Below are 25,580 nucleotides of genomic sequence, written 5' to 3' on the forward strand. Positions count from 1 at the left end.
GCCTCCGTCGGCTCNATGCTCGGCCTCGGCCACCTGACTGTCGTCCGCACTGGCGTGGAAGACGGTCGTGGCGGATAAAGCGGCTGGCGCAACCTCGGCGCAGTTCACAGATCGGCCGCGGATCGACTAGTCTGCGGCGCCATTCCGCATTTCACCAACACTGGAGATCGTCCCCGCGATGTCGTTGTCGAGCATGACCGGATTTGCGCGCAGCCACGGTGACAGCGGCCCCTACACGTTCGATTGGGAGCTCAAGTCGGTGAACGCCAAGGGCTTCGACTTCCGCACCCGACTGCCCCAAGGCTGGGACGACGTCGAGGCGGTGGTACGCAAGCGTGCGACCGATGCGCTGTCGCGCGGCACCGTCTACGCCAACCTCACGGTCAAGCGCGTCAACGCGCAGCAGGTCATCAGGATCAACGATGACGTGCTCTCCGCAGTCGTCAAGGTCGCCGGCCAGCTCGCCAGCCGGATCGACGCGGTAGCACCTAGCATCGACGGCCTGATGAGCATCAAGGGCGTTATCGAAGTCGTCGAGCCGGACGCCGACGAGGACGAGGAGAAAGCCGCACGCGCCGCTGTCGAGGCGGGCTTCTCGCAGGCGCTGCAGAGCCTGATCGAGATGCGCAAGCGTGAAGGCGAAACGTTGCGTGGTTTGCTGCTGCAGCGGCTCGACGAACTGGAGACGCTGAGCGCCAGGGCCGAGGCAGCGCCTGGCCGCAAGCCCGAAGCCATCAAGGCGCGACTCGCCGAACAGATCGCAGCGCTGCTCGATACGTCGGACCGCTTCGATCAGGATCGGCTGCATCAGGAGGCGATCATGATCGCCACCAAGGCCGATATCCGCGAAGAGCTCGACCGCATCGCCTCGCATATCGCGCAGGCCCGCGAGATGCTCGGCAAGGGCGGCGCGGTCGGCCGCCGTCTCGATTTTCTGGCGCAGGAGTTCAACCGCGAGGTCAACACCTGCTGCTCGAAGTCGATCGATCTCGAATTGACCAATGCGGGGCTCGCGATGAAGAACGTCGTCGAACAGTTTCGCGAGCAGGTTCAGAATCTCGAATGAGCAGCAGTGGCAATGCAGGGGGCTTCAACGGCGTCGAGCGTCGCGGCCTGATGTTCGTGCTGTCGTCGCCGTCCGGCGCCGGCAAGACGACGCTGTCGCGCATGCTGGTCAAGGAGACCGCCGGGCTACAGATGTCGGTGTCGGCGACGACGCGGCCAATGCGTCCGGGCGAGATCGAAGGCAGCGATTACTACTTCGTCGACCGGCCGAAATTCGACGCCATGGTGGCTGCCGGCGAATTCCTCGAATGGGCCAACGTGTTCGACAATTGCTACGGCACGCCGCGCGCGCCTGTCGAAGCGGCACTGTCTGCCGGTCGTGACGTGCTGTTCGATATCGATTGGCAGGGCACGCAGCAGCTGCGTAGCCATGCCCCGAACGACGTCGTCAGCGTGTTCGTGCTGCCGCCCTCGGTGCAGGCGCTGGAGCACAGACTTCACACCCGCGCCCAGGATTCCGACGAAGTGATCCACGGCCGGATGAAGAAGGCCGGCGACGAGATGAGTCACTACGACGCTTACGACTACATCGTCGTCAACGACAATGTGGGCGTCGCCTACGAGTCCGTCAAAGCGATCCTGCGTGCCGAACAGCTCAAGCGCGAGCGTCAGATCGGCATCGACGCTTTCGTCCGCGACATGCGCCGCGAACTCGAGCGCTGATCGGTCGTTCGGATCAGTTCGGATGATGGGCTGCTAAGCGGTCGTCGGTCTTGGCGCGCGCAAGCAGGTGCTCGATCTCGTCCGCATTGTCCACGGCAGTCTGGTGCTGCCGCGCGGCCTGGATCCAGCGCGGCGGCTGACCAAGGTCCATCGGCGGCTCCGGTGCCGGATCGACGCCGGCATCGCCCCATATGTCGCGGCGGCCGCCGCGGCGCTGGACGGTCGGCTCCGAGCCACTGAACCGCACGATGCTGCAGATGGATCACGCCGGCCAGCGCCAGTGCGGCGAGCAGCGCGAGGATCAGTGTCGTGGTCGATTGTCCTGCAACGGCCGAGGCGCTGTCGGCGGAGGTGCGTGCCGCAGCTTCCTGTGCGCTGCTGCGCAACTTGGCCGCGACCGCAGCTTCGCCCGTCTGTTGAGTGCCGGCAGCAGCATCGGACCAGCGCTGGTCGATCTGGCTGCTCGGGTTGGTCTGCACGGCGACCGGGCTGTCGTTCTGCATCGGTGCCGGAGGCGGGAAGGCAGGATCCGGAGCCGCAGTGGCTTCTGAGGGCTGAGATGATGTCTGAGCGGCCGGCGTTTCGACTTCGGCCCGTGCATTGGCGACTGCGGGCTGCAGCGATGTTTCTGCCGATCGCGTAACTCGCGTTGCTGGCCGCCTCAGCGCTGCAGATGCGGCGGCAGGCTCGGCCGGAGCGGTTGCTGCCTCGGCTCCTGCGGCGCCCCCCGAGGCGTCAGCCGTCTCAGTTGGCGCGGCGGATTTGGCCGCAGCCTTCAAGTACCAGCAGTTCTTCTTGGCGACATGATCCGTGCGGTAGCGCCAATGACTGCCGGCTGGCGCCGCGCCCTTCGGTGCGGTGAGGCATTCTCCAGCCTGGGCGGAGCTGCCTGGAACCATCAGCGTCGCGGCAAGCGCAACGGATGCGGCCGACAGGAAGTACACGGCTTTGATCTGCATAGCTGTCCCCAATCAAGCAACGACACAGCGCTGATCAGCGCGTTGTCGGCGCAGAATGGGGTCGCAATAAGCCGCAAATCCGGTCTGGTTGAGACAAGAATCGGGCCTGCCGCGCGGCTCGATGGAACTCGTGCGGCAGGCGCTCGATGGTCGATCAGTTGGTCAGCATGATGCGGCCGACGACCTTGCCGGCGCGCAGTTGGTCGATCCATTTCTGCGCGTCCTGCATCGGCTCTTCCTTCATCGGCGTCGGCTTGACCTTGCCGGCGCGCGCCAAGGCGAGCAATTCCTTGGTTTCCTCGAGCGTGCCGACCATGAAACCCTCGACGGTCATGCGCTTGTAGATCCACTGCACCATCGGCAGCGAGAACTGTCCGCCCATCAGGCCCGACACCACGATCTTGCCGCCCCGCGCGACAGTCGAGACCGCGAAGTTCATCGACTTGTCGTTGCCGGCGAAATCGACGACGCCGTCGAAGCCGCCGTCGGTCTCCTTGAAGATGCGCTTGGCGACGTCGGGCTCGGACGGGTCATAGGCGACGGCCGCACCGTTCTTGAGTGCGGTCTCGCGCGCCGCGGCACTTAGGTCGGCGACGGCGATCGGCTGCTTGAACATCGCCTGCGCCAGCGACAGGCCCATCATGCCGACGCCGCCGAGGCCGATCAGCAGCAGGTTGCGCTGGCGCGGCCGATCGATCAGACGCTTCAGTGCGCCATAGGCGGTGATGCCCGAGCACATCAGCGTCGCGGCGACGTTGGTCGGCAGCGGATCGTAGTCGAGCAGGTACTTGGCATCCGGCACCAGCACATGGGTCGCGAAGCCGCCGTCGATCGAGACGCCGAGGAAGCGGTTTTTGGCACACAGATTCTCGTCGCCGGCCAGGCAGTCGCGGCACTTGCCGCAGCCGATCCAGGGAAACACCGCCTTCTTGGTGCCGATCAATTCCTTCGGCGCGTCGGGGCCGACTTCAGCGACGACGCCGGCGATCTCATGGCCGAGCGTAAAGGGCAGCGTCATGCCACGCGTGGTGTCGAGCTTCTTGCCGCCGCCGAGATCGGCGTAGCCGTCCTGGATGTGCAGGTCGGAATGGCACAGCCCGCAGCGTTCGATCCTGACCAGTACTTCGCGGCCCTGCGGCTTGGGCGCGTCGATGATGGTTTCGCACAAAGGCGCGTCGAACTTGACCAGAGACTGGCGACGCATCTGCGTCATGGCGGGCTCTCCCTTTCAGGCGATTGTTGTTGTGTTCCGTATATCGATCAATTCATTGGCCATGGCAACAAAGCCCGCCACCGGCACCGTCTCGGCGCGCCGCGCCGGATCGATGCCGGCCGCGGCTGCGAGCCGCGCCGGATCGACGCCGAGCGATTTCAGGCTCTGCCGCAGCATCTTCCTGCGCTGCCCGAACGCCGCCGCGGCGACCTGTTCGAGCGCGCTGCGATCACACGCCAACGGATTTGCGCGCGGCACGAGCCGTACCACTGACGAGGTCACCTTCGGCGGCGGCACGAAGGCCGACGGTGCGATGTCGAACAGCATCTGCGTCTCGGCGCGCCAGTTCGACAGCACCGCCAGCCGGCCGTAGGCATCGTCGTCCTCGCGCGCGACGATCCGCTGCGCCACCTCGCGTTGAAACATCAGCACCATGGCGTCGTACCAGGGCGGCCATGGTTCAGTGCACAGCCAGCCGATGAGCAGCGGCGTGGCGATATTGTAGGGCAAGTTGGCGACGATCTTGGCGCGCTCGCCGGCGAGCAGCGGCCTCGGATCGAATTCCATCGCATCGGCCGAAATCACCTCGAGCCGCCCCGGATAGTGCGCAGCGATTTCCGCCAGCGCGCCGAGCGCACGCTCGTCGCGCTCGATGGCAATCACGCGCCGAGCTCCGAGAGCCAGCAAAGCGCGCGTGAGGCCGCCGGGGCCGGGGCCGATCTCCACCACGGTGCATTGGTCGAGAGGCCCGGCGGCACGGGCGATGCGCGCGGTGAGATTGAGATCGAGCAGGAAGTTCTGGCCGAGCGATTTCTTGGCGGCGAGATCGTGGCGCCTGATCACGTCGCGCAGCGGCGGTAGATCGTCGATCGCGCTCATGCAGTTTGCGCTGATGCCATGCGCGCCGCGAGCTTGAGCGCCGCGATCAGGCTGGACGGATCGGCCCGGCCGGTGCCGGCGATATCGAAGGCCGTGCCGTGATCGGGCGACGTGCGTACGAACGGCAGACCGAGCGTGACATTGACGCCCTGGTCGAACGCGATGGTCTTGATCGGGATCAGCGCCTGATCGTGATACATGCAAATCGCGCAGTCGTAGGTCTTCCGTGCGGCGGCATGAAACATCGTGTCGGCCGGCAGGGGGCCGCGGGCGGCGATGCCTTCGCTGACGAGCTGCGCGACTGCGGGCGCGACGATGGCACGGTCCTCGCTGCCGAGCGTCCCGTCCTCGCCGGCGTGCGGATTGAGGCCGGCGATCGCCAGCCGCGGCCGGGCGATGCCGAAGCGGCGCTGCAAGTCGGCGACGACGATCCGCGCGGTCGAGACGATCATTTCGGTCGTGAGCTGAGCGATCGCGTCGCGTAGCGCGACATGGATCGTCACCGGCACGACAGCGAGTTCTTCGCACCACAGCATCATGACTGGCTGCGGCGTCACGCCGCCCTGGCGCGCCAGTTCGGCGAGGAATTCGGTGTGGCCGGGATGCTTGAAGCCGGCCTTGTAGAGCACGCTCTTGGCGATGGGATTGGTGACGACCGCGCTGGCGCGTCCGGCCTCGACATCCGCGACGGCTTGCGTGATCGCAGCGATCGCAGCGGGTGCGCTGGTCGCGTCGGGCTGGCCGGGTTCGGCGGTCGTGCTGACGCCAGTGGAGACGACCGGCAGCGCATCGGCAAAGGTGCGCTCGGCGTCCGCGGCTGTGACCTCCGCCAGATCGATGTCGATCAGCAGCGCACTCGCGCGCCGGCGCAGGCAGGTGAGGTCGCCGAGCAGATAGAAAGGCGGCAGTCCCAGTTCGTGACGCCGCAGCCAGGCTGCGAGCGCGATATCCGGACCGATCCCCGCCGGCTCACCAAGCGTCAGGGCCAGTGGTTTTTCCATCTCGGGAGGTCCTGACGTGATGAAGCACCTGGCAGCGGTCGGCGCTCGGCGGGCGGCGAGGCTACTTCGCGCCCGAGCGATATTCGATCATCGCGGCTTTGCGGATTTCCTGCAGATACGCGTTCGACTTCGCCTGGAATTTGTCGGCGAACATCTTCTCGCGGATCTCACGCTTCTTCGGGGTGTCGGCTGTGGTCGGCGTGCGCGAGCACAGTGCCACCATTTCCAAACCCTGCTTCGTGACTTCGGGTGCCGTCAGATGACCGACGGGGGTCTTGTCGAGCACCTCGCGCAGGGCGGGGGGCAGGTCGGCAGAGGTCTTGACGACGGTGGCACGAATGGCGGCGTTCGGCATCGACTTGAACAGGCGATCGGCCTCCTCACAAGTCTGCACGCGACCGCGCAGCATCTCGGCTTCCTTGCGCCGCGACTCCATCGCTCCGTCGCCGGAGTTACGCGACACGATGAGCACCACCGGGCGGAGTCGATACTCGAAGCTCTCGGTCTCTTCCGGGTTGTTTGCACCACCGGCGCGCAGCTGCGCCTGGATGTCTTTCTCGCCGACCAGAAGGCTGTCCTTGAAACGGCCGCGCACCAGGCTGGTCCACACCATCTCGGCGCGGATGCGCTGTTTCAGCGTCTCCGGGCGGATGCCCTGCGCCCCGAGCATCTTGGTCATCTGGTCGGGAGTCATCCGCATCCGCGAACTCATGGTGGCGAAGGACTGATCGATGTCTGAGTCGCTCGGCGACACGCCGAATTTCTTCGCCTCTCGGATCTTCACCTTCTCGTCGATCAGCTCGTCGATGACCTGCTGCCGGCTCTGCTCCTTGTGCGAGAGCCGGTTCAGCTTGGCACGCTGCTCGATGTCGAACGTCGTGATCGGCTCGCCGTTGACCATCACGGCGACGCTTTGCGCGTGCGCGGCGGTGGGGACGGCCGCAGCCATCAGCCAGCACAGCATCAAGCTCGGGAAGATCAGGGGAATCCTTGTCGTCATCGCTCGCCTTCGCCTCTCGCCCCCACGAGATTGGTTGTCGGATGTGCGGAGTTTGCGACCAACGAAAGATCGCACTACTGGCCGATCAGGCCGTTCGACGCCCCCGACACGCTCTGCTGCATCGCCCCCATGCCGATGGTCCGCAGCCCCAGCTGCAGCATGACGGAGTGGCTCAGCGTCGGCGTCGCGCCGTAATTGGTGTAGGAGTAGCCGGTGACGTAGTTCAGCGCCAGAACGAAGCAATCGTCCACATAGCCGGCACCAACGATATACTGGTTGATGCGGTTCGCCTCAAGATCCCACCGCGCGCCGCCCGTCACCACCCAGTTCGACGCGACCTTCACGGAACCCGTCGTGAGGATGCCCTGGCGACGGGTGAGGAAGCCCAGATCCGGCTGTGCTGCGTAGCTGCCGTAGATCATGCTGATCGACCAGCGATTGAAATTGGCGCTGGCTTCGGCCTCGAAGCGCTGCACGTTCAGAGTTGCTTCGTCGAACCGCGCCCGTGTCGTGAACTTGTAGGTCGAATTCGGCGAGTAGGACACCCGTGCCACGTAGTCGGAGGCGGTGGTGGCGAGGCCCGAGTCGACGCCGGTGTTGGTCAGGTCGCGGACCGCGAAGGAGTTCAGGCCGAACAGCTGGTAGGACTGCCCGAACAGCACGTTGACGGCGCCGCCCTGGTCGAACTGCGTGGTGGCCTGGACGCCGACATTGGCGCGGCCGCCGCCTTCGACGCGGTCGTAGCCGGAGAACTTGTCGACGCTGAACAGATTGCTGGTGTCGAACACCATGCTCTGCGCGTCTTCGTTCGGCAGCTTGCCGGCGTAAGACTCGTTGGGACGGATGATGACCTGAGCGATCGGCTCGATCGTCGTCGTGCCCCACGGCTGCACGTTGATGAACGGGTAGCGATATTCCAGGCCGACGGTCGGCATCAGCCGAACCGTCTGGGTGTCGCCGGTCGGCAGATAGTTCGATACGCCCGGCTGATTGGAGATCGACGCGTCGATCGCATCGGCGCGGATCGAGGCGAACGGCGTCCAGATCTGGCCGTAGGAGTCGGTGAACGACCGCCGCCACTGCGCCTCGGCGGTGACGCGGGTGTAGGTGCCCGGGATGCCGCGCAGCAGACAGTTCGACGGCATGCGTGCCAGCGGATCAGCCGAGGCGCTCAGGCAGAGGCCCGTGGTATTCGCGATCGTGTTGATCGGATCGAACTGGGCGTTCTGCCGGCTCAGGCTGGTCAGGTTGGTCTTGTAGCTGAATTCGCCGCCGAGAATGTCGTAATTCAGCGTCTTGTTGTAGTCGAGCACCGGGTGGATCACCGGGATCTGCGACTGCACGTCGGCGGCGGCCCAGCCGAGATAATAGATCGACCGGAGGTCGAAATAGGAGCGGTTGCCGACGCCGGTCAGATAGATCTGCGAGGTCGCTTCCTGGGTCTGGTTCAGGAACGTGCCGAAGCTGTCTTTGTACTGCGCCAGACGATAATCGACGAAGAAGGCGCGGTCGGACAGCAGCACGCCTTCCCAGCCCCACACCCATTTGTCGTTGAGCGCGAACTGGCCCTGGGTATCGACGCCGCCACGGAACTGACGGTCGCCCGGCTGGCCTGCGAAGGTCGACTGGCTGGCCTGATCGATTCCGTAGGCGCGGATCTGATAGGCGCCGTCGAGCAGCCGCTGGCGGAATTCACCCTGCAGCAGAACGCCCTGCTTGGTAGTGAAGCGCGGGGTGACCGTGAGATCGTAGTCCGGCGCTATCGCCCAATAGAACGGGGTTTCGAAGCCCGAGCCGAACGTCGTGTTGGTGGTGTAGAACGGCATCAGGAAGCCGGTCTTGCGCTTCACCGTCGGATCGGGCGTCGAGAAATACGGTAGATATGCCAGCGGAACGCCGAAGAATTCGAGCTGGGCGTTCTCGAAATAGAGCATCTTGTCGGTCTGGTCGTGGATGATCCGCGCACCCTTGACCTGCCATAGCGGCGGTTTCTTGGGGTTGTCGCGGCACGGCGCGCAGGCCGTGTACACGCCATTCTGGAACACGTTATAGGCGCCGCCGGTGCGATCGGCGCGCGAGGCCGCGATGCGGGTGTCCTGCGCGGTGTCGACCCGCAGCGAGTCGACGAAGCCGTCGCGGTAATCGTCGCTGAGATCGAGCGAGTTCGCGTAGGTGATCTTGCCGTCCGCATCGGTCATGCGGACGTTGCCCTCGGCCCGCAGCCGCTTGGTCTTCTGATCGTAGACCAGCTGATCGGCTTCGACCGAGGTGCCGTTGTAATACATCTGCACGTTGCCGACCGCGGCGACGCGCTGATTGTTGTAATCGTAATTGACCGTCGTGGCCTGCACCAGCATCTGGCCGTCATGGGCGCTGGGCGGCGGCTTCGGCCTCGGTGGGCGCGGATTGTAGGTGTAGCTCTGCGCCATCGCCGGCGGCGCGAACGCGCATGTCATCACGCCCGCTGTCGCCAGAGCGGCGAACGGCAGGATGCCGATAGACGCATACGTCCACTGGCGGCGCACCAATGTGCGCCACCGCGCGAACGGCAGCATGTAACGGAGGGCGGCGCTCACGGCCACTACCCGTCCTCCTGATACAGCAGAGCCAAGAAGCCAGCGAGACCGCCCACGCAAACGGGAAGCCACGCCGCAGCAAGCGGATGCATCAACTCGGCCTTGCTCAAATCCTCAGTCACTTTCGAAAGGATATAGAGCAGAAAGCCTGCCCCCACGCCACTCAAAACCATCTTCTGAACGCCGCCGAATCGGAAGAAGCGGAGGCTCACGGAAGCCGCCAACATCACCATAGCAGCCAGCAAAAACGGCTTTGCCAGTAGCTTGTGATACTGCAGACGGTACCCCGACGTGGCAAAGCCCGAGCTCTCCGAAGAACGGATGTACGACGGCAGTTGCCAAAACGACACACTCTCCGGCGTGGCGAAGCTGTTACGCACCTGAGCGGGTGTCAGCGAAGTTGACAGCTTCAGCGTGTCCTGATCCACGGGCGCGCTGTCCATGGTGTAGCGCCGGACACTTTTCAACAGCCAATAACCCGGCTCGAGCACCGCCTCGCGCGCCTCGATCCGTTCCCTGAACGAGAAGTCGGGGGCGAATCGAAACACCGTGATTCCCGACAGCACCGCACCTTGCTGCTGGCTCCGCGCCGCATTGATGATCGACTGGCCCTCGGGGCTGACCTGATTCATCCAGAAGCCGTTGGCGTCCTGCAGCCCGCCGGATTTGTCGCCGAACAGCTCGGCTTCCATCTGCTTGGCGCGCTCCTGCATGTGCGCGGACATCGGGTTGAACACCGCGCTGGCAAACACGCCGAGGGCGAGGGCGCTCCACAGGGCAGGCGAAATGAACTGCCATGCCGACAGTCCGGCCGCCCGTGCCACCACCAATTCGAGGCTGCGCGACAGCGCCAGATAGCAGGTCATGCCGCCGATCAGCACGCAGAACGGTTGCAGCCGTTCGAGCAATTGGGGCACGCGAAAGAACGAGGTTTTGGCGATCGTAAAGGCCGACACGTCGAGGCCGCCGGCTCGCCGCAGCAGGTCGATATAGTCGACGAACACCAGAAGGACGAACAGCCCGAGGAATACCCCGAGCGAGGCGGTGATGAAGCGCGCTGCGAAATAGCGGCCGAGCGTGTTGATGACCATCGTGTCCGCCTCAGGCCGGCATCGGCCGCCGGACCAGCCGGCGCAGCGAGGCATTAAGGGTGGCGAGTTGCTCGGTCAATTTCGCCGGCGGTTCGATCACGATGTTGCCGCGGATCAGCCAGACGCAGGCGCTGATCGCCACCACCAGCAGCAGATATTGCAGACCTGCGACGTAGAAATTGTGATTGGCGGTGACTGACAGCGCAAACCCGCTCAGCCGCACCGCGAAGGCGACCAGTACGGCGCTCACCATCGAGAAATTCCGGCTCTGACGGGTGGTCCGCGGCAATCCCAGGAAGGCGAATGCCACCGACGCAAAGAAGAAAGGATAGATCGGCGCGAGCAGACGGTCGTGCATTTCAGAGCGGAATTCGGTCGGCAGCCGAGCCTGCAGTGCGTCGTTCGGCTGCGGCCACATCAGCTCCCACAAATAGCGTTCGCGAATTCCATAGGTGACGTCGCGGGCGCGGGAGAACTTCGACATGTCGAAGGCGTAGCGGCTGAAGGCGACCAGCGCCGGCTCCTGCTTGCCGGCCTGGAATCGCTCGAGATGACCGTCGTCGAGCACCAGGAACGAGCCGTCTTTATTCTTTAGGACCGAGCCATGGTCGGCGATGATGGTGACGCGCTCGTTGGGATCGCGCCGGTCGTCGATAAAGACACCGACCAGAACGCCGCCCGGCTGCCGTTCACGCACCCGAATCGTCAGGTTGTTTTCGAGCTGAGTGAAGCGCCCGGGCTGCAGCACGTTGGCGAGCACGTCGGCGGTGATCTCGCTGTCCCAGCGGGCGATGCGGCGCAGACCGTCGGGCGCGATATAGGCGCCGATCAGCAGCACGATCGCTGCCACCACGAGGCTGGCATAAACGAAAGGTCGGAACAGCCGCAGCGGCGACAAGCCGGCGGCGTTCATGACGATGATCTCTGAATCGGTGGCGAGGCGGTTGAGCGTGTGCGCCACCGCGATCATCAGCGCGATCGGCGCGATCACCAGCACCAGGACCGGAACCGCGAGGCCGGTCAGTCCGAGGAAGGTGAGGATGGTTTGGCCCTGACTCGTCATCAGGTCGATGCCGCGCAGCGCCTGCGTGATCCAAATCACGCCGGTGAGGCTGGCCATGACCACCGCGAACGACGTCAAAGTCGTGCGGAAGATGTACTTGTCGATGGAGCCCATCGGCCGCGAAATTCCCCTGCGCCCCCATTGCAGCGCAGATTCAAGCGAATCCCCGGCTGCCCCCTTCGGCGCTGTCCCAAGGTGCCATTACCATCTATCTGATCTGTCAACAAAATGGCTGAGTGGCGGCGGCAGATTGTTATGGTTAATGTTGAGCGACTGTCTCCCGCTGGACACGCTTGTGTGTACGGCCCGCGACGTCGGCGGGTCGCATGCCGGTTTCCCTGGTCGCCGGCTCGTAAGGCAATTTCGCCTGAGTCCCTCGGAGCTTCAGATGCTGCCTTGACTTGAGGCCTCAACGCTTCACAACAACAGCAGCCAGCCGAGACCGATCGGTCCCGGACCGTACCTTCTGGAGGATTTGCAATGCCCGATGCCGTCAAGGTCGGCTTCGTTCCCTTTTCCACTCCGGCCCGCGGCACGCTCGTCGTGTTCTGCGACGACGCTCTGAAGTTCGGTCCGACTGCCACCAAGGCGCTCGGCGGCGCGGCCGATGCGGTGAAGCGTGCGGCGGCTACGAGCCAGTTCAAGGGCAAATCTGGAGCGGTGCTCGACCTGTTGGCTCCGGAAGGGCTGAAGCTGAACCGGCTGCTGGTCGTCGGTTCCGGCAAGGCCGACGCCATGAAGGACTACGACGTCCTCAAGCTCGGCGGTGCGATCGCCGGCAAGATCGGCGCCGGCGACACTGCGGTGACGGTGGTGGCGGAACTGCCGTCGGGCGCGCTGAAGCCCGAGCAGGCGGCGGGAATCGCGGCCGGCATCCGGCTGCGCGCCTACAAGTTCGATCGCTACAAGACCAAGAAGAAGGACGACGACGCCGGCACGGTGAATGCCAACGTCTCCATCGCGGTGGCGGACGCGGCGGCCGCCAAGAAGGCGTTTACGCCTGAAGAGCATGTGGCCGATGGCGTCATCCTGGCCCGCGAACTGGTGAACGAGCCGCCGAACGTGCTGTTCCCAGCGGAGTTCGCCCGCCGCGCGGCTCAGTTGAAAAAACTCGGCGTCGAAGTCGATATTCTCGACGTCAAGGCGATGACCGCGCTGAAGATGGGCGCGCTGCTCGGCGTCTCGCAGGGCTCGGAGCACGACGGCCGCACCGTGATCATGCGCTGGAACGGCGGCAAGAAGGGCGAACAGCCGATCGCCTTCGTCGGCAAGGGCGTTTGCTTCGATACCGGTGGCATCTCGATCAAGCCGGCAGCCAGTATGGAAGACATGAAGGGCGACATGGGCGGCGCCGCCTGTGTCGTCGGCCTGATGCATGCGCTCGCTGCGCGCAAGGCCAAGGTCAATGTCGTCGGTGCCATCGGCCTCGTCGAGAACATGCCGGACGGCAACGCGCAGCGGCCGGGCGACATCGTCACCTCGATGTCGGGCCAGACCATCGAGATCATCAACACCGACGCCGAAGGCCGGCTCGTGCTCGCCGACGTGCTCTGGTACGTCGCCAAGAAGCACAAGCCGAAATTCATGGTCGATCTCGCGACGCTGACGGGCGCCATCATGGTGGCGCTCGGCACCGAGCACGCCGGCCTGTTCTCCAACAACGACGAACTGGCGCAGCGTTTGACCGACGTCGGTCTGAAGACCGGCGAGCGGGTGTGGCGTATGCCGCTCGGCCCCGAGTACGACAAGCAGATCGACTCGCAGTTCGCCGACATGAAGAACACCGGCTCGCGCAACGGCGGCTCGATCACCGCGGCGCAGTTCCTGCAGCGTTTCGTCGACGGCACGCCGTGGGCGCATCTCGATATCGCCGGCACCGCGATGGGCGCGCCCAAGAACGAGATCAACCAGAGCTGGGGCTCCGGCTACGGCGTGCGGCTGCTGAACCAGCTGGTCGCCGAACACTACGAGGCCAAGAAGTAATCGGGCCCCATGACCGAGGTGCTGTTCTATCACCTGCAAGGCCGCAGCATCGAACAGGTGCTGCCGCCGTTGCTCGAAAAGTCGCTGGCGCGCGGCTGGCGGGTGGTGGTGCAGTCGACGTCGGAAGAGCGTGCCGATGCGCTCGACACGCATCTTTGGACGTATCGCGAGGACTCGTTCCTGCCGCACGCGACCTGGCGCGTCGCCGACGCCGCGCATCAGCCGATCCTGCTGACGGCAGGCGAGGGCAATGCTAACGGCGCCAAGGTGAGGTTCCTCGTCGACAACGCCGTGCTGCCGCAGGATTGCGACAGCTACGAGCGCATGGTTCTGCTGTTCAACGGCGAGGACGAGGATGCGGTCGCGCTGGCGCGCGACGCCTGGAAACAATGCAAGGCGCGCGGCTTTGACGTCACCTATTGGCAGGCGGACGAGGCCGGGCGCTGGCAGCAGCGGCAATAACGACTTCGGTCAGCCAGTGCGATTCGATCGACCAAGGTCGCTTGGCGACTGTCATGGTGGTGCCGTAAATCGATGATTGGACAGCGCAAGTTGAGTAATGGGACCCGACCGACCGTGTACCAGAATTATTCTTTGAAGCCGTTGCTGATGCTGGCGCTGGTGGCGCCGGTGCTTGCCGGTTGTGCCGGTGCGTCCGACATGTTGTCGCGCGACGCCGATTGGTTCTCGCGGCCGGGGCGCGTGTTCATCAAGAACGTCTCGATCGAAACGCCGCCGCTGACGCCGGACAAGCCGGTTACACCGCAAGACCTGATCAGTGCCGACGGCATGTGTCCTGGAATGGCGCCGCCGCCCGGGCCGGAGGGTGCGGCGCCGAATGATCCCGCGGCGGCGCCGTCGCAGGGCGGTACGGTCGCGCTCGGCCATACCGAATGCGACGTCGCGCGCGGCCTCGGCGTTCCGTCGAATGTCGCGCTCTCGACCAACGAGCGCGGTCAGCGCGTCGCGACGCTGACCTACAATGGCGGCGCGCGGGCCGGCATCTATACGTTCACCGGCGGACGTTTGACGTCGATCGACCGCGGCGCCGATCCGGTGGTCGAGAAAAAGCCGGTGCGGGCGAAGCGCAAGAAAAACGCCTCTTGAGGGAAAATGACGTTCGCTTCCAATTCTGCGGAGCTTGGTGAGGTCGTTATTAGGTTGTGCTAGTATAATTAGGAAGTTGAGATGACCGATGATGGACAAATTGCACTTCGCTGGTCTCCCGAAGACAATACCTGGGTGAGCGTCGAATGGAACGCCTTTTTGGCTTTCCGTGAGTTCATGACTCCATTTGCACCACTTCCTGGTGTATCGGCTGGAATTCATTATTTCGTTGTTTGCATCTTTGATGAAGAGCGAACCCTTAATATCATTCCCCACAAATACTTAGTTGAACCCACGGGCCGGATTGGTCCGGATAATTTCCATGGATGGAATCGCGAAGAACGCGACGATTACAGTCGTCTGATGATCGCTCGGGTAGAGGCTCCGGGGGACAGGGAGCGTTTAGAGGCCATTCGGAAGAAAGCAGGAAATGCGATCTATCCACCTAAGGTGTCGCTTTACCCCCTTGTCCGAGCTTTGCCTTTTCCGCCTGCCAACGGAAGCGCAGCAATGAGCTTTCTTGATGCCGTCGCTCAAGAAGCTTCGACAGACGCTCCTCAATAGTGATCTGCCGTCTCTAGCTTTTCACGTCCTGCTCGGCCGAACTCGCCTGTAACCACTGCTCCTCGGCGCGTAGTAGCGCGGCTTCGGCATTGGCGCGCGCGGTGGACAGCTGCGCGGCTTGTTTCGGATCGCGGGTGAACAGATCGGGCAGCGCCAGCGCGGCGTCGATCTTGGCGATGATCGCGGTGATCCGATCGATCTCAGCCTCGGCGGTTGCGATCTGCTGCTTGAGCGGGACGGCTTTCTTCGGCTTCGGCTGGGGCGCGCCGGAGGTGTCCGGCTTTGCCTCTTTCGCATCCTGCGACGGGCGGGCGCCGCGCGACGACAGAACGGCACGGCGATAATCGTCGAGATCGCCGTCGAACGGCTTGACCTTGTGATCGGCCACGACCCACAGGCGGTCGGCGCAGGCGTCGATCAGGTAGCGATCGTGCGACACCATGATCACGGCGCCAGGGAAGTCGTTGATGGCTTCGGCCAGCGCTGCGCGGCTGTCGATGTCGAGATGGTTGGTCGGCTCGTCGAGGATAATCATGTTCGGGCCGTGGAATGTAGCCAGCCCGAGCAGCAGCCGCGCCTTTTCGCCGCCCGACAGGCTCTTCACCACGGTGTCCGCGGCCTTGCCGGAAAAGCCGATCTGGCCGGCGCGCGCGCGGATCTTGCTCTCCGGCGCATCCGGCATCAACCGGCGCACATGCGAGTAAGGCGATCCGTCCTCGTTGAGTTCATCGAGCTGATGTTGGGCGAAGTACGCGACCGAGAGCTTGTCGGCCCGGGTCACCGAACCCGAGAACGGCGCCAGGCGGTTCGCCAGTAGTTTGACAAGAGTCGACTTGCCGTTGCCGTTGGCGCCGAGCAGCGCGATGCGATCGTCGGTGTCGACGCGCAGTGTCACCTGGCGCAGCACCGGATGTGCCGGGTCGTAGCCGACAGTGACGTTGTCGGCGGCAATGATCGGCGGCGACAGCAGTTTCTCCGGCGCCGGAAATACGATCTCGCGAACGTCGTCGGCGACCAGCGGCGCCGTCGGCTTCATCTTCTCCAGCATCTTGACGCGCGACTGCGCCTGGCGGGCCTTCGAGGCCTTGGCCTTGAAGCGGTCGACGAAGTCCTGCAGATGTTTGCGACGCGCTTCTTCGCGCTTGGCGTTCTTGGCGTCGAGCGCGTCCTTGTTGGCGCGGAACTCCGCATAAGCCGAATAGCTGCCGCGGAAATGCACCAGCCGGCCGCGATCGAGATGCAGGATCTCGTTGACCGAGGTGTCGAGCAGGTCGCGGTCGTGGCTGATCACGATCACGGTGCGCGGATAATTGGCGAGGTGATCCTCGAGCCACAGCGTGCCTTCGAGATCGAGATAGTTGGTCGGCTCGTCGAGCAGCAGCAGATCGGGCGCGGCGAACAGCGTCGCGGCGAGCGCCACGCGCATCCGCCAGCCGCCCGAAAATTCGGAGCAGGAGCGGGTCTGGTCGTGCGCCGAGAAACCGAGGCCGCTGAGGATCGCGGCGGCGCGGGCAGGGGCCGAATGCGCGTCGATATCGACCAGCCGGGTCTGGATATCGGCGATACGGTGGGGGTCCTGCGCGGTCTCGGCTTCGCGCAGCAGCGCGTCGCGCTCGATGTCGGCCTTCAGCACCACCTCGAGCAGCGTTTCCGGTCCGTTCGGCGCTTCCTGGGCAAGGCTGCCGATGGTCCAGCGCGGCGGGATCGAGATGCTGCCGGTTTCGGTCGCCAGCTCGCCGCGAATGGCGTGAAACAGCGTCGACTTGCCGGCGCCGTTGCGGCCGATGAAGCCGACCCGTGCACCGGGCGCGATCTGCACGGTACTGCGATCGATCAGCAGCCGACCGGCGATCCGGACCGAGATATCGGAGAGCGTGAGCATGCGGCGTTTTCGCCGGGTCGGGCCGCAAACGCAACTGGCCCGATCGCGATTGTCGCGCTCGGCGGCCCGGCCGGCGCGGCTTGCCGTGCCGCGGCCGCGCCGATATAAGCCCGGCAACTCATCCCACCCAGCCTCCAAGGACATCCCAATGGCGACCGAACGCACGTTCTCGATTCTCAAGCCCGACGCCACCGAGCGCAACATTACCGGCGCCATCAACGCGCTGATCGAAAAGGCCGGCCTGCGTATCGTGGCGCAGAAGCGCATCCACATGACCCGCGGCCAGGCCGAGACCTTCTACGCAGTCCACAAGGCGCGCCCGTTCTTCGGCGAGCTCGTCGAGTTCATGACGTCGGGTCCGGTGGTGGTGCAGGTCCTCGAGGGTGAGGGCGCGATCGCCAAGTATCGCGACGTGATGGGCGCCACCGATCCCTCGAAGGCGGCCGACGGCACCATCCGCAAGCTGCACGCCAAGTCGATCGGCGAGAACTCGGTGCACGGTTCCGACGCCCCGGAGACGGCGGCGATTGAAATCGCCCAGTTCTTCTCCGGCAACGAAATCGTCGGCTGAGAGTCGACCATGAGCGCCGCCGGCTCGTCGGCGGCGCTCACTGATTCAGGGGAGAGGCGGTGAACGGTCTGATGCAGATCCTCGACTCCGCCACTATTTGGAATCTGCTCGCTGAGTTTCAGCGAGATTTTCACGAGCCGGCCTTCTGGCTCGCCGTCGGCAAGATCATCTGGATCAACGTCCTGCTCTCCGGCGACAACGCGCTGGTGATTGCTCTCGCCTGCCGTGGTTTGCAGCCGCGGCATCGGCTGTGGGGCATGATCCTCGGCGCCGGCGCCGCAGTCCTGCTGCGCATCATCTTCACCGGCATCGTCGCCACCCTGATGGAGTGGCCCTATCTCAAGCTGATCGGCGGCCTGGCGCTCCTCGTCATCGCCGCCAAGCTGGTGGTGCCCGAGACCGAGGACGAAGACAGCGTCGAGTCCGCCTCGCATCTGCTCCACGCGGTTCAGATCGTGGTGGTGGCCGACATCATCATGAGCCTCGACAACGTCATCGCGGTTGCGGCTGCCGCCAATGGCAGCGTGCCGCTGCTGATCCTCGGGCTCGTCGTCAGCGTGCCGATGATCGTGGCTGGCGCCGCGCTGATCATGCTGGTTCTCGAAAAGCTGCCGATCCTGGTCTGGGCCGGTGCCGCGCTGCTCGGATGGATCGCCGGCGAAGTGATCGCCACCGATCCTGCCGTGCATCCCTACATGCACGTGTTCGATGTCCCGGTGGGGGCGCGCATCGATGCGCTGCTCGGACAGTTCGGATTGGCGCCGCTGTTCGCGGCACCGGGCAGTGCCGGCGAGTATCTGTTCGCGCTCGTCGGCGTCCTGGTGGTTCTCATCGGCGGCACGATCTGGCGCAACGCGCAGACGCGTGAGGAGCGGCCGGCCGCTTAGCCGGCCGCAGTGGCGTTCAGGCCGTTCCGGCAACCTCGCCATCGGGCCCACGAGCCTCATCGTGGGCATGACCATCGTGGTGATGACCATCGTGCGCATGACCGTCGTGCGCGCAACCGTCCTTCGCCGTCTGCGCCGACGCGTAGGCATCGCGGACGATATGATAGCAATCGCAGGCGCGCTGTTCCAAACCTGCCCGATCGATCACCCGAATGGCACCGCGCTGTTTCTGCACGACGCCCTCGGCCTCGAACTGCAGCAGCGCGTTGGTGATGCTGGCGCGACGCACGCCCATGCTCGTCGCCAGCATCTCGTGAGTGATCGCGAGTACGTCGCTTTGCAGGCGATCGATCGCCAGCAGCAGCCACCTCGCCAATCGCTGGTTGATCTCGTGCTTCGTCGCGCACAGCACGCTCTGGCTGTTTTGCGCCATCAACGCCTGTACGTAGCGCAGCATTCGCGCGTGGATCTGCGGGCGCTCGGTCAGCAACCGCGACAATTCGTCGGCTTCGATGCGCAGCGCACTGCCGGGCATACAGGCGATCGCTCGCTGTGGAGCAATCGATGATCCCAGTATCAGCGGCACCCCGACATAACCGAAGCACCCGACCATCGCAGTCTCGACGGATTCTGTTCGGCTTCCCGCCACGTGCGAGACCAGCCCGTCTTCGATGAAGTGCACGTACTCTACCGGACGATTTGCCTCCTGCAGTACAGTTCGCCCGCGGAAATCGATACGGCGCAACAGCGGTTCGAGTGTCGCGAAATCATCGGCGGACAGATCGGCCAGAATGCGGTTTCGGATAGCCTGCCGGCTCGGCGTCAGTTCGTTGATCACGGTCAGGATAGTCTCCCCTTTGGGCCGGCGGTGGAACCGAAGCGCCAGCGACGGCAGACAGTACCCAAGCTGGACCGATCCTGCAAAACACACCTCCGCGTGATCGCTTTTGTCGCAGATTGCCTCGGTTGTGGCGGTGCAGCAAGGTTCCCGCATTTGAATTGCGACGCAGAATGCCTAGCGACGCCTCCAGCCGCGGCAATCGCCTATAAACTAACCACGAAGTAACAGCGCGAGCGCGCGGATGTCTCCACTACGCACTCGGATTGGGCGACGATGAGAAGGCCATTGCGCTCATGCATACGAACACTTGCGAAGCCGGATTTTTCGTGTTGCAATTGATGCGCAATCGGATTTGGGCCGTTCGGCTTTATGTACGCGACTTCAAGATCGATCAGGCAACGACGTTTGTGGCGTGGCACGCGGGGAGGCGAGCCGCGTCTTTTTTGTGTCTAGCGCAGGGAGCAAGACGATGCAGAAGGGCACCGTCAAATGGTTCAACCCGACCAAGGGTTATGGGTTTATCCGGCCGACGACCGGCGACAAGGACGTCTTTGTCCACATCTCGGCCGTAGAGCGCGCGGGCCTCAGCACGTTGAATGAAAATCAGCCGATCGAGTACGAACTCGTTGAAAATCGTGGCCGGTCGTCGGCGGAAAATTTGAAGGTCTCCTGATCTCGATAATCAGGCTGAGCTGATCAACGCCGGCGCTTACGCGCCCGCGGGAGGTACGATCAATATCTGATCCGACGACGGGATCGCGGGGGACTTGCACAGACCCTCCGCGAGCTTCGTCTCGCCGGCAGCCAGCAGCTTAAGCGCCTGCGGATAGATGCGATGCTCGACCGCCAGCACGCGGGCGGCCAGCGTATCGGGCGTATCGTCGTCGTGCACGGCGACGGCACCCTGCATCACGATAGGCCCTGCGTCCGTTTCGGGAATGACGAAGTGTACGGTGGCGCCGGAGATCTTCACGCCAGCGCGCAGCGCCTGACCGTGCGGATCGAGCCCCGGGAATGATGGCAGCAGAGAAGGGTGGATGTTGAGCATCCGTCCGTGCCAGTGCTGAACGAATTCGGCAGTGAACAGCCGCATGAAGCCACCGAGGCAGATCAGATCGATGCGGTGCTGATCGAGCGCCGCCTGCAGCACGGCTTCGAAGCCGGCGCGATCCTTGCCGAACGGCTTGCTTTCGATCACCAGCGTCTCGACGCCGCTGCGTTGCGCGATAGCCAAGCCGCCGGCCGAGGCCACGTTGGAAATCACCAAGGCGATGTCGGCGGGGTAGCCGTCTTCGGCCGCCGCCTCGATCAGCGCGGCCATGTTCGAGCCGCGCCCGGAGATCAGGATCGCGACGCGCGGCTTCACGGCACTCACCACGACAGATCGAGATGGCCGTCATAGACGACGCGGTGCTCGCCCTTGGCGGCAATTACCTGGCCGAGCAGGTGCACGCTCTCGCCGGAAGCGGATAAGCTCTCGGTGACGGCGTCGACCGCGTCGGCTCGCACGATGGCGATCATGCCGATGCCGCAGTTGAAGGTCCGCAGCAGTTCGAGTTCGGCGACCTCACCCTGTTCGGCCAGCCATTTGAACACCGGCAGCACCGGAATGCGCGGCAGATCGATGCCGACGCCGAGATGCTTGGGCAGCACGCGCGGGATGTTGTCGGTGAAGCCGCCGCCGGTGATATGCGCCAATCCCTTGATGGCGCCGGTGGCCTTGATCGCGGCGAGGCAGGATTTCACGTAGATGCGGGTCGGGGCGAGCAGCGCGCCGCCAAGCGTCATCACCGGCGAGAACGGCGCCTTGTCGTCGTATTTGAGGCCGGAGCGTTCGACGATCTTACGGACCAGCGAGAAGCCATTGGAGTGCAGGCCGGAGGAGGCCAAGCCGATGACCACGTCGCCTTCGGCGATATCGGCCGAAGGCAGCAGCGTGCCGCGCTCGGCGGCGCCGACCGCGAAACCGGCGAGGTCGTAATCCTTGCCGCCATAGAGGCCGGGCATCTCGGCGGTCTCGCCGCCGATCAGGGCGCAGCCGGCTTCGCGGCAGCCCTCGGCGATGCCGGCGACCACTTCGGCGGCGGCTTGCGGGTCGAGCTTGCCGCAGGCGAAGTAATCGAGAAAGAACAGCGGCTCGGCGCCCTGGACCACGAGGTCGTTGACCGACATGGCGACGAGGTCGATGCCGACGCCGCCATTGATGCCGGCCTCGATCGCGACCTTGAGCTTGGTGCCGACGCCGTCCGTCGCCGCGACCAGGACCGGATCGGTAAAGCCCGCCGCCTTCAGATCGAACAGCCCGCCGAAGCCGCCGATTTCGGAGTCGGCGCCGGCGCGTGCGGTGGCGCGCACCATCGGCTTGATCAGGTCGACCAGGCGGTTGCCGGCATCGATGTCGACGCCGGAGTCGGCGTAGGTCAGGCCGGGCTTGCGATCGGTCATTGGTTAATCCTGACGGTTCCTGGCTGGCGTTGCGGCGGCGGTTGAAGCCTGAATCCGCGGTGGTTACGTCGGAATCCGGCGCTGTGCAATGGCTCGCACCCGAGGGCTGCATCGTCTATGTAGACAACCGTGCCCAGCATCTGTCGGGCAGAGGCGGGCCGGACGCCGGGAAAGTCGCGTGAGCATACCCAACATCATTACGCTCGGCCGGATTGTGCTGGTCCCGATCATCGTTTGGGCCATCGCGTCGAGCGAAATGGGTATTGCCTGCGCGGTATTCATCATCGCCGGCGTCAGCGACGCTGTGGATGGCTTCCTCGCCAAGCGCTTCAACATGTCCAGCGAACTCGGCGCGCTTCTCGATCCCTTGGCCGACAAGGCGCTTTTGGTGTCGATCTACGTGTCGCTGGGGATCTGGGGTGCAATCCCGCGCTGGCTGGTGATCCTGGTGGTGTCGCGCGACATCATGATCGTCGGTGCCGTGATCATTTCCTGGCTGTTCGGCAAGCCGATCCCGATGAAGCCGCTGATGGTGTCCAAGCTGAACACCGTGGCCCAGGTGGCTTTTGCCGCGCTGGTGCTGGGCGCCCTGGCCCTCGGCTTCCCGCCTTGGCCTTACGACGTTGTGCTGATGGCGATGGTCACGATCTTGACCTTGGTTTCGGTCTCCCTCTATCTCGTCGAATGGATGCGGCACATGAGCTCGGTCGAGCTCGGCCGCTGACATGCGTCTGGCCGAACGCGTGGCGGATCGGCATGGAGCGCGCCTGTGGTCCGCGTACAACCCCGTCAACTGACCCTCGATCTTCCGCACGCCGAAAGCCTGTCGCGCGAGGATTTCCTCGAGGGCGAGGCCAACGCGTCGGCGCTCGCGCTGGTCGAAAGCTGGCCGGACTGGCCCAATCGGACCATGATGCTGGTCGGTCCCGAAGGCTGCGGCAAAAGCCATCTGGCGGCCATCTGGGCCGAGCAGGCGGGGGCGCGGGCGGTTTCGGCCCAGAGCCTCACGGCAGCCACAGTGCCGGGGGCGCTCGCCACCGGCGCCCTGGTGCTCGAAGATCTCGTGCCCGGCAGTTTCGACGAGCGGGCGCTGTTCCATCTGATCAATCTGACGCGCGAGGACGAAGCCTTCGTGCTGATCACCGGGCGGACGGCACCGACGGCTTTTCCGTCCGAACTGCGGGATCTGCGCTCGCGGCTACGGGCGGTCCCGGTGGTGACGGTGTCGCCGCCGGACGACGCGCTGTTTCGGGCGCTGATCGTCAAGTTCTGTGCCGACCGTCAGATGCAGGTCGACGAAAACCTAGTCGGATACCTCGTCAGCAGGATTGACCGCTCATATGCGGCAGCCCGGAATACCGTCGAGGAACTCGACGCGAGGCGCTTCGGCTCGGCCGTCCGGTCACTCGGGCCTTAGCGGCTGGTTTGCTGCGCGACCTCTGAGCGCAGCGGCGTTGCCGCGGCCCCGCGTCGGCTTGACGCCTCCGGCTGCAACCCTCTCAATGTCACGGAATTGTCGTGCGATTATCGCATGGTCCGCCGCGCTGCTCCGCGGCGCGGCCCCCGCCCCAGATTGGAATGATTTCTCATGGACTCCGAACAAGTTATTGAAATCGAAGAGAAGAAGGGTGAGGTGGAGCCCGCTTCGGTGATTGCGGCGGGGCCCGAGCGCTTCATCAATCGCGAGCTGTCGTGGTTGCATTTCAATCGTCGCGTGTTGGAGGAGTCGGTCAATCCGGGGCACCCGGTGCTGGAGCGGGTCCGCTTCCTGTCGATCTCGGCCAACAATCTGGACGAGTTCTTCATGGTCCGCGTTGCCGGCATCAAGGCTCAGATCCGCGAAGGTATTACCGAACGCAGTCCGGACGGGCTGACGCCGGCCGAGCAGCTTGTTCTGCTCAACGACGCCGTGTCGCGGCTGTCGATTGATCAGCAGGCGATCTGGCGAGACCTGCGCGGCATCCTGGCCGACAACGGTATCGTGCTGCTCGACGGCCGCGACGTCACCAAGAGCGAGCGGGCCTGGATCGAGGATCATTTCCTCCACAACATCTTCCCGCTGCTGACGCCGCTGGCGATCGACCCGGCGCATCCGTTCCCGTTCATCCCGAGCCTCGGCTTCACCATCGGCCTGCAGCTGGCGCGGATGTCGGACGGCAAGCCTATGAACGCGCTGATCCGTATGCCGGGCAAGATCGACCGCTTCATCCGGCTGCCGAGCAACGGCAAAGACCAGACCGTCCGGCTGATCACGCTGGAGCAGGCGACCTCGCTGTTCATCGGACGGCTTTTCCCCGGCTATGTGGTCAAGGGTCAGGGCTCGTTCCGGATCATCCGCGATAGCGAACTCGAAATCGAAGAAGAGGCCGAGGATCTCGTCCGCCTGTTCGAGACCGCGCTGAAGCGTCGCCGCCGCGGATCGGTGATCCGCATGGAGGTCGACTCCACCATGCCGGAAGAGCTGCGCGTCTTCGTGCAGCGCGCGCTGACGGCGGCCGACGACGAAGTGTTCCTGGTCGACGGCGTGCTGGCGATGAACGAACTGTCCCAGCTCACGCGTGTCGATCGGCCTGACCTCGAATTCGTGCCTTACGTCCCGCGGCATCCGGAGCGGGTGCGCGACCATGGCGGCGATATCTTCGCGGCGATCCGGCAGAAGGACCTGATCGTCCACCATCCTTACGAGTCGTTCGACGTCGTCGTGCAGTTCCTGCAGCAGGCGGCACGCGATCCGGATGTGGTGGCGATCAAGCAGACGCTGTACCGCACCTCGAACAACTCGCCGATCGTGCGTGCACTGGCCGAGGCAGCCGAGGCCGGCAAGTCCGTCACTGCGCTCGTCGAACTGAAAGCGCGGTTCGACGAGGAAGCCAATATCCGCTGGGCTCGCGATCTCGAGCGCGCCGGCGTGCAGGTCGTGTACGGCTTCCTGCAGCTCAAGACCCACGCCAAGCTGTCGCTGGTCGTGCGGCGCGAGGGCGGCAGCCTGACGACGTACGTCCATACTGGCACCGGCAACTATCACCCGGTCACGGCGCGCATCTACACCGATCTGTCGTACTTCACCTCCGACCCGATCCTCGGCCGCGACGCAGCGAGGGTGTTCAACTACATCACCGGCTATGCCGAGCCGAGCGACATCGAGAAGATGGCGGTGTCGCCGTTGACGCTGCGCAAGCGCATGCTCGAACATATCCACGGCGAGATCGGTCACGCCCGCCACGGCCGGCCGGCCGCGATCTGGCTGAAGATGAATGCGCTGGTCGATCCGGACATCATCGACGCGCTGTACGAGGCGTCGCAGGCCGGCGTGCAGATCGACCTTGTGGTCCGCGGCATCTGCTGCCTGCGCCCGGGCGTGCCGGGCCGTCCGAGAACATCCGCGTCAAGTCGATCATCGGCCGCTTCCTCGAACACGGCCGCGTCTACTGCTTCGGCAACGGCCATGGCCTGCCGAGCGCCAAGGCGGCGGTGTACATCTCGTCGGCCGACATGATGCCGCGCAATCTCGACCGCCGCGTCGAAGTGCTGTGCCCGCTGCTCAATCCGACCGTGCACCAGCAGGTGCTCGAGCAGATCATGGTGGCGAACCTGAAAGATACCGAGCAAAGCTGGCAATTGTTGCCGGACGGGTCGTCGACGCGTATGAAGACCGCGAAAGGCGAGGAGCCTTTCAACGTCCACAACTACTTCATGACCAATCCGAGTCTGTCCGGCCGTGGTAAGTCTCTCAAGGAATCCTCGCCGAAGCGGCTCACGCGACGTGCTGAGCGTAACAGCTCGTCCTGAG

Annotated in this window: 22 protein-coding genes and 2 pseudogenes; 12 read left to right on the forward strand and 12 right to left on the reverse strand. The window is 64.5% G+C overall.

Annotated elements, in window-relative coordinates; genetic code table 11:
• Nucleotides 1-178 precede the first annotated feature (178 nt).
• Nucleotides 179-1,066, forward strand: coding sequence for a YicC/YloC family endoribonuclease (locus I5M_RS22145; RefSeq protein ID WP_022723398.1), 888 nt, complete (start codon nucleotides 179-181; stop codon nucleotides 1,064-1,066).
• Nucleotides 1,063-1,728: a guanylate kinase gene (gene gmk / locus I5M_RS22150; RefSeq protein WP_022723399.1), complete on the forward strand. Its 666-nt coding sequence runs from the start codon at nucleotides 1,063-1,065 to the stop codon at nucleotides 1,726-1,728. Before I5M_RS22145 ends, gmk begins: the two co-directional genes overlap by 4 nt.
• A 13-nt stretch (nucleotides 1,729-1,741) precedes the next feature.
• Here gmk and I5M_RS22155 read toward each other — a convergent pair whose 3' ends face one another.
• From I5M_RS22155 to lptF, 8 genes are all read right to left on the reverse strand, one after another.
• Nucleotides 1,742-1,975, reverse strand: a complete 234-nt coding sequence (locus I5M_RS22155; protein WP_022723400.1) for a hypothetical protein — start codon at nucleotides 1,973-1,975, stop codon at nucleotides 1,742-1,744.
• An 866-nt stretch (nucleotides 1,976-2,841) separates the two neighbouring features.
• Nucleotides 2,842-3,900 carry an alcohol dehydrogenase gene (locus I5M_RS22160; protein ID WP_022723401.1) on the reverse strand — a complete coding sequence of 353 codons (1,059 nt, stop codon included), beginning with the start codon at nucleotides 3,898-3,900 and terminating at the stop codon, nucleotides 2,842-2,844.
• 15 nt (nucleotides 3,901-3,915) lie between these two features.
• Nucleotides 3,916-4,779: a 16S rRNA (adenine(1518)-N(6)/adenine(1519)-N(6))-dimethyltransferase RsmA gene (rsmA, locus tag I5M_RS22165; RefSeq protein WP_022723402.1), complete on the reverse strand. Its 864-nt coding sequence runs from the start codon at nucleotides 4,777-4,779 to the stop codon at nucleotides 3,916-3,918.
• Nucleotides 4,776-5,780 (reverse strand): 4-hydroxythreonine-4-phosphate dehydrogenase PdxA, encoded by a 1,005-nt coding sequence (pdxA, locus tag I5M_RS22170; RefSeq protein ID WP_022723403.1) that lies wholly within the window; start codon nucleotides 5,778-5,780, stop codon nucleotides 4,776-4,778. Before pdxA ends, rsmA begins: the two co-directional genes overlap by 4 nt.
• 61 nt (nucleotides 5,781-5,841) lie before the next feature.
• The gene (locus I5M_RS22175; protein WP_022723404.1) at nucleotides 5,842-6,744 is read right to left on the reverse strand and encodes a SurA N-terminal domain-containing protein; all 903 of its coding nucleotides are present in this window, start codon (nucleotides 6,742-6,744) and stop codon (nucleotides 5,842-5,844) included.
• Nucleotides 6,745-6,854: 110 nt separating this feature from the next.
• A complete protein-coding gene (locus I5M_RS22180; protein ID WP_022723405.1) occupies nucleotides 6,855-9,362 on the reverse strand; it encodes an LPS assembly protein LptD in 2,508 nt (835 codons plus the stop codon).
• Complete coding sequence (lptG, locus tag I5M_RS22185) at nucleotides 9,362-10,447, reverse strand: LPS export ABC transporter permease LptG (protein WP_031337317.1); 1,086 nt, start codon at nucleotides 10,445-10,447, stop codon at nucleotides 9,362-9,364. The genes I5M_RS22180 and lptG overlap by 1 nt, the downstream gene beginning before the upstream one ends.
• A gap of 10 nt (nucleotides 10,448-10,457) precedes the next feature.
• Nucleotides 10,458-11,624, reverse strand: a complete 1,167-nt coding sequence (lptF, locus tag I5M_RS22190; protein ID WP_022723407.1) for an LPS export ABC transporter permease LptF — start codon at nucleotides 11,622-11,624, stop codon at nucleotides 10,458-10,460.
• A 366-nt stretch (nucleotides 11,625-11,990) separates the two neighbouring features.
• On the opposite strand from lptF, the gene I5M_RS22195 reads away from it, so the two are divergent.
• The 4 genes from I5M_RS22195 (at nucleotide 11,991) to I5M_RS32430 (ending at nucleotide 15,164) form a co-directional block, all read left to right on the forward strand.
• A complete protein-coding gene (locus I5M_RS22195; RefSeq protein ID WP_022723408.1) occupies nucleotides 11,991-13,493 on the forward strand; it encodes a leucyl aminopeptidase in 1,503 nt (500 codons plus the stop codon).
• Between the two features lie 9 nt (nucleotides 13,494-13,502).
• Nucleotides 13,503-13,955, forward strand: coding sequence for a DNA polymerase III subunit chi (locus tag I5M_RS22200; RefSeq protein ID WP_022723409.1), 453 nt, complete (start codon nucleotides 13,503-13,505; stop codon nucleotides 13,953-13,955).
• A 147-nt stretch (nucleotides 13,956-14,102) separates the two neighbouring features.
• Complete coding sequence (locus tag I5M_RS22205) at nucleotides 14,103-14,600, forward strand: hypothetical protein (protein WP_199900057.1); 498 nt, start codon at nucleotides 14,103-14,105, stop codon at nucleotides 14,598-14,600.
• 81 nt (nucleotides 14,601-14,681) lie between these two features.
• Nucleotides 14,682-15,164 (forward strand): hypothetical protein, encoded by a 483-nt coding sequence (locus tag I5M_RS32430; RefSeq protein ID WP_148287939.1) that lies wholly within the window; start codon nucleotides 14,682-14,684, stop codon nucleotides 15,162-15,164.
• Nucleotides 15,165-15,177: 13 nt separating this feature from the next.
• On the opposite strand, the gene I5M_RS22210 is transcribed toward I5M_RS32430, so the two are convergent.
• Nucleotides 15,178-17,046 carry an ABC-F family ATP-binding cassette domain-containing protein gene (locus I5M_RS22210; protein ID WP_022723411.1) on the reverse strand — a complete coding sequence of 623 codons (1,869 nt, stop codon included), beginning with the start codon at nucleotides 17,044-17,046 and terminating at the stop codon, nucleotides 15,178-15,180.
• Between the two features lie 148 nt (nucleotides 17,047-17,194).
• Between I5M_RS22210 and ndk the strand changes: the two genes are divergently transcribed.
• Together ndk and I5M_RS22220 are read left to right on the forward strand one after the other, a co-directional pair.
• Entirely contained in the window at nucleotides 17,195-17,617 is a 423-nt protein-coding gene (ndk, locus tag I5M_RS22215; RefSeq protein ID WP_022723412.1) for a nucleoside-diphosphate kinase, read from the forward strand.
• 59 nt (nucleotides 17,618-17,676) lie between these two features.
• The gene (locus I5M_RS22220; protein ID WP_022723413.1) at nucleotides 17,677-18,504 is read left to right on the forward strand and encodes a TerC family protein; all 828 of its coding nucleotides are present in this window, start codon (nucleotides 17,677-17,679) and stop codon (nucleotides 18,502-18,504) included.
• Nucleotides 18,505-18,520: 16 nt separating this feature from the next.
• Here I5M_RS22220 and I5M_RS22225 read toward each other — a convergent pair whose 3' ends face one another.
• Nucleotides 18,521-19,342: a Crp/Fnr family transcriptional regulator gene (locus I5M_RS22225; RefSeq protein ID WP_022723414.1), complete on the reverse strand. Its 822-nt coding sequence runs from the start codon at nucleotides 19,340-19,342 to the stop codon at nucleotides 18,521-18,523.
• Between the two features lie 472 nt (nucleotides 19,343-19,814).
• Here I5M_RS22225 and I5M_RS22230 point away from each other — a divergent pair, with 472 nt between their 5' ends.
• Nucleotides 19,815-20,018: a cold-shock protein gene (locus tag I5M_RS22230; protein WP_022723415.1), complete on the forward strand. Its 204-nt coding sequence runs from the start codon at nucleotides 19,815-19,817 to the stop codon at nucleotides 20,016-20,018.
• A 36-nt stretch (nucleotides 20,019-20,054) separates the two neighbouring features.
• On the opposite strand, the gene purN is transcribed toward I5M_RS22230, so the two are convergent.
• Together purN and purM are read right to left on the reverse strand one after the other, a co-directional pair.
• On the reverse strand, nucleotides 20,055-20,711 hold the full coding sequence (gene purN / locus I5M_RS22235) for a phosphoribosylglycinamide formyltransferase (RefSeq protein ID WP_031337319.1): 657 nt from the start codon (nucleotides 20,709-20,711) through the stop codon (nucleotides 20,055-20,057).
• 5 nt (nucleotides 20,712-20,716) lie between these two features.
• On the reverse strand, nucleotides 20,717-21,790 hold the full coding sequence (gene purM / locus I5M_RS22240; RefSeq protein WP_022723417.1) for a phosphoribosylformylglycinamidine cyclo-ligase: 1,074 nt from the start codon (nucleotides 21,788-21,790) through the stop codon (nucleotides 20,717-20,719).
• Between the two features lie 178 nt (nucleotides 21,791-21,968).
• Between purM and I5M_RS22245 the strand changes: the two genes are divergently transcribed.
• The 3 genes and pseudogenes from I5M_RS22245 to I5M_RS30380 all read left to right on the forward strand — a co-directional run bounded on the left by I5M_RS22245 (nucleotide 21,969) and on the right by I5M_RS30380 (nucleotide 25,579).
• On the forward strand, nucleotides 21,969-22,514 hold the full coding sequence (locus I5M_RS22245) for a CDP-alcohol phosphatidyltransferase family protein (RefSeq protein ID WP_022723418.1): 546 nt from the start codon (nucleotides 21,969-21,971) through the stop codon (nucleotides 22,512-22,514).
• A 45-nt stretch (nucleotides 22,515-22,559) separates the two neighbouring features.
• A pseudogene (locus I5M_RS30375) lies at nucleotides 22,560-23,233 on the forward strand (chromosomal replication initiator DnaA).
• A 145-nt stretch (nucleotides 23,234-23,378) separates the two neighbouring features.
• Nucleotides 23,379-25,579 (forward strand): annotated as a pseudogene (locus tag I5M_RS30380) (RNA degradosome polyphosphate kinase).
• Nucleotide 25,580: the final 1 nt, after the last annotated feature.

The sequence above is a fragment of the Rhodopseudomonas sp. B29 genome, from assembly GCF_000333455.1.
GTDB lineage: Bacteria > Pseudomonadota > Alphaproteobacteria > Rhizobiales > Xanthobacteraceae > Rhodopseudomonas.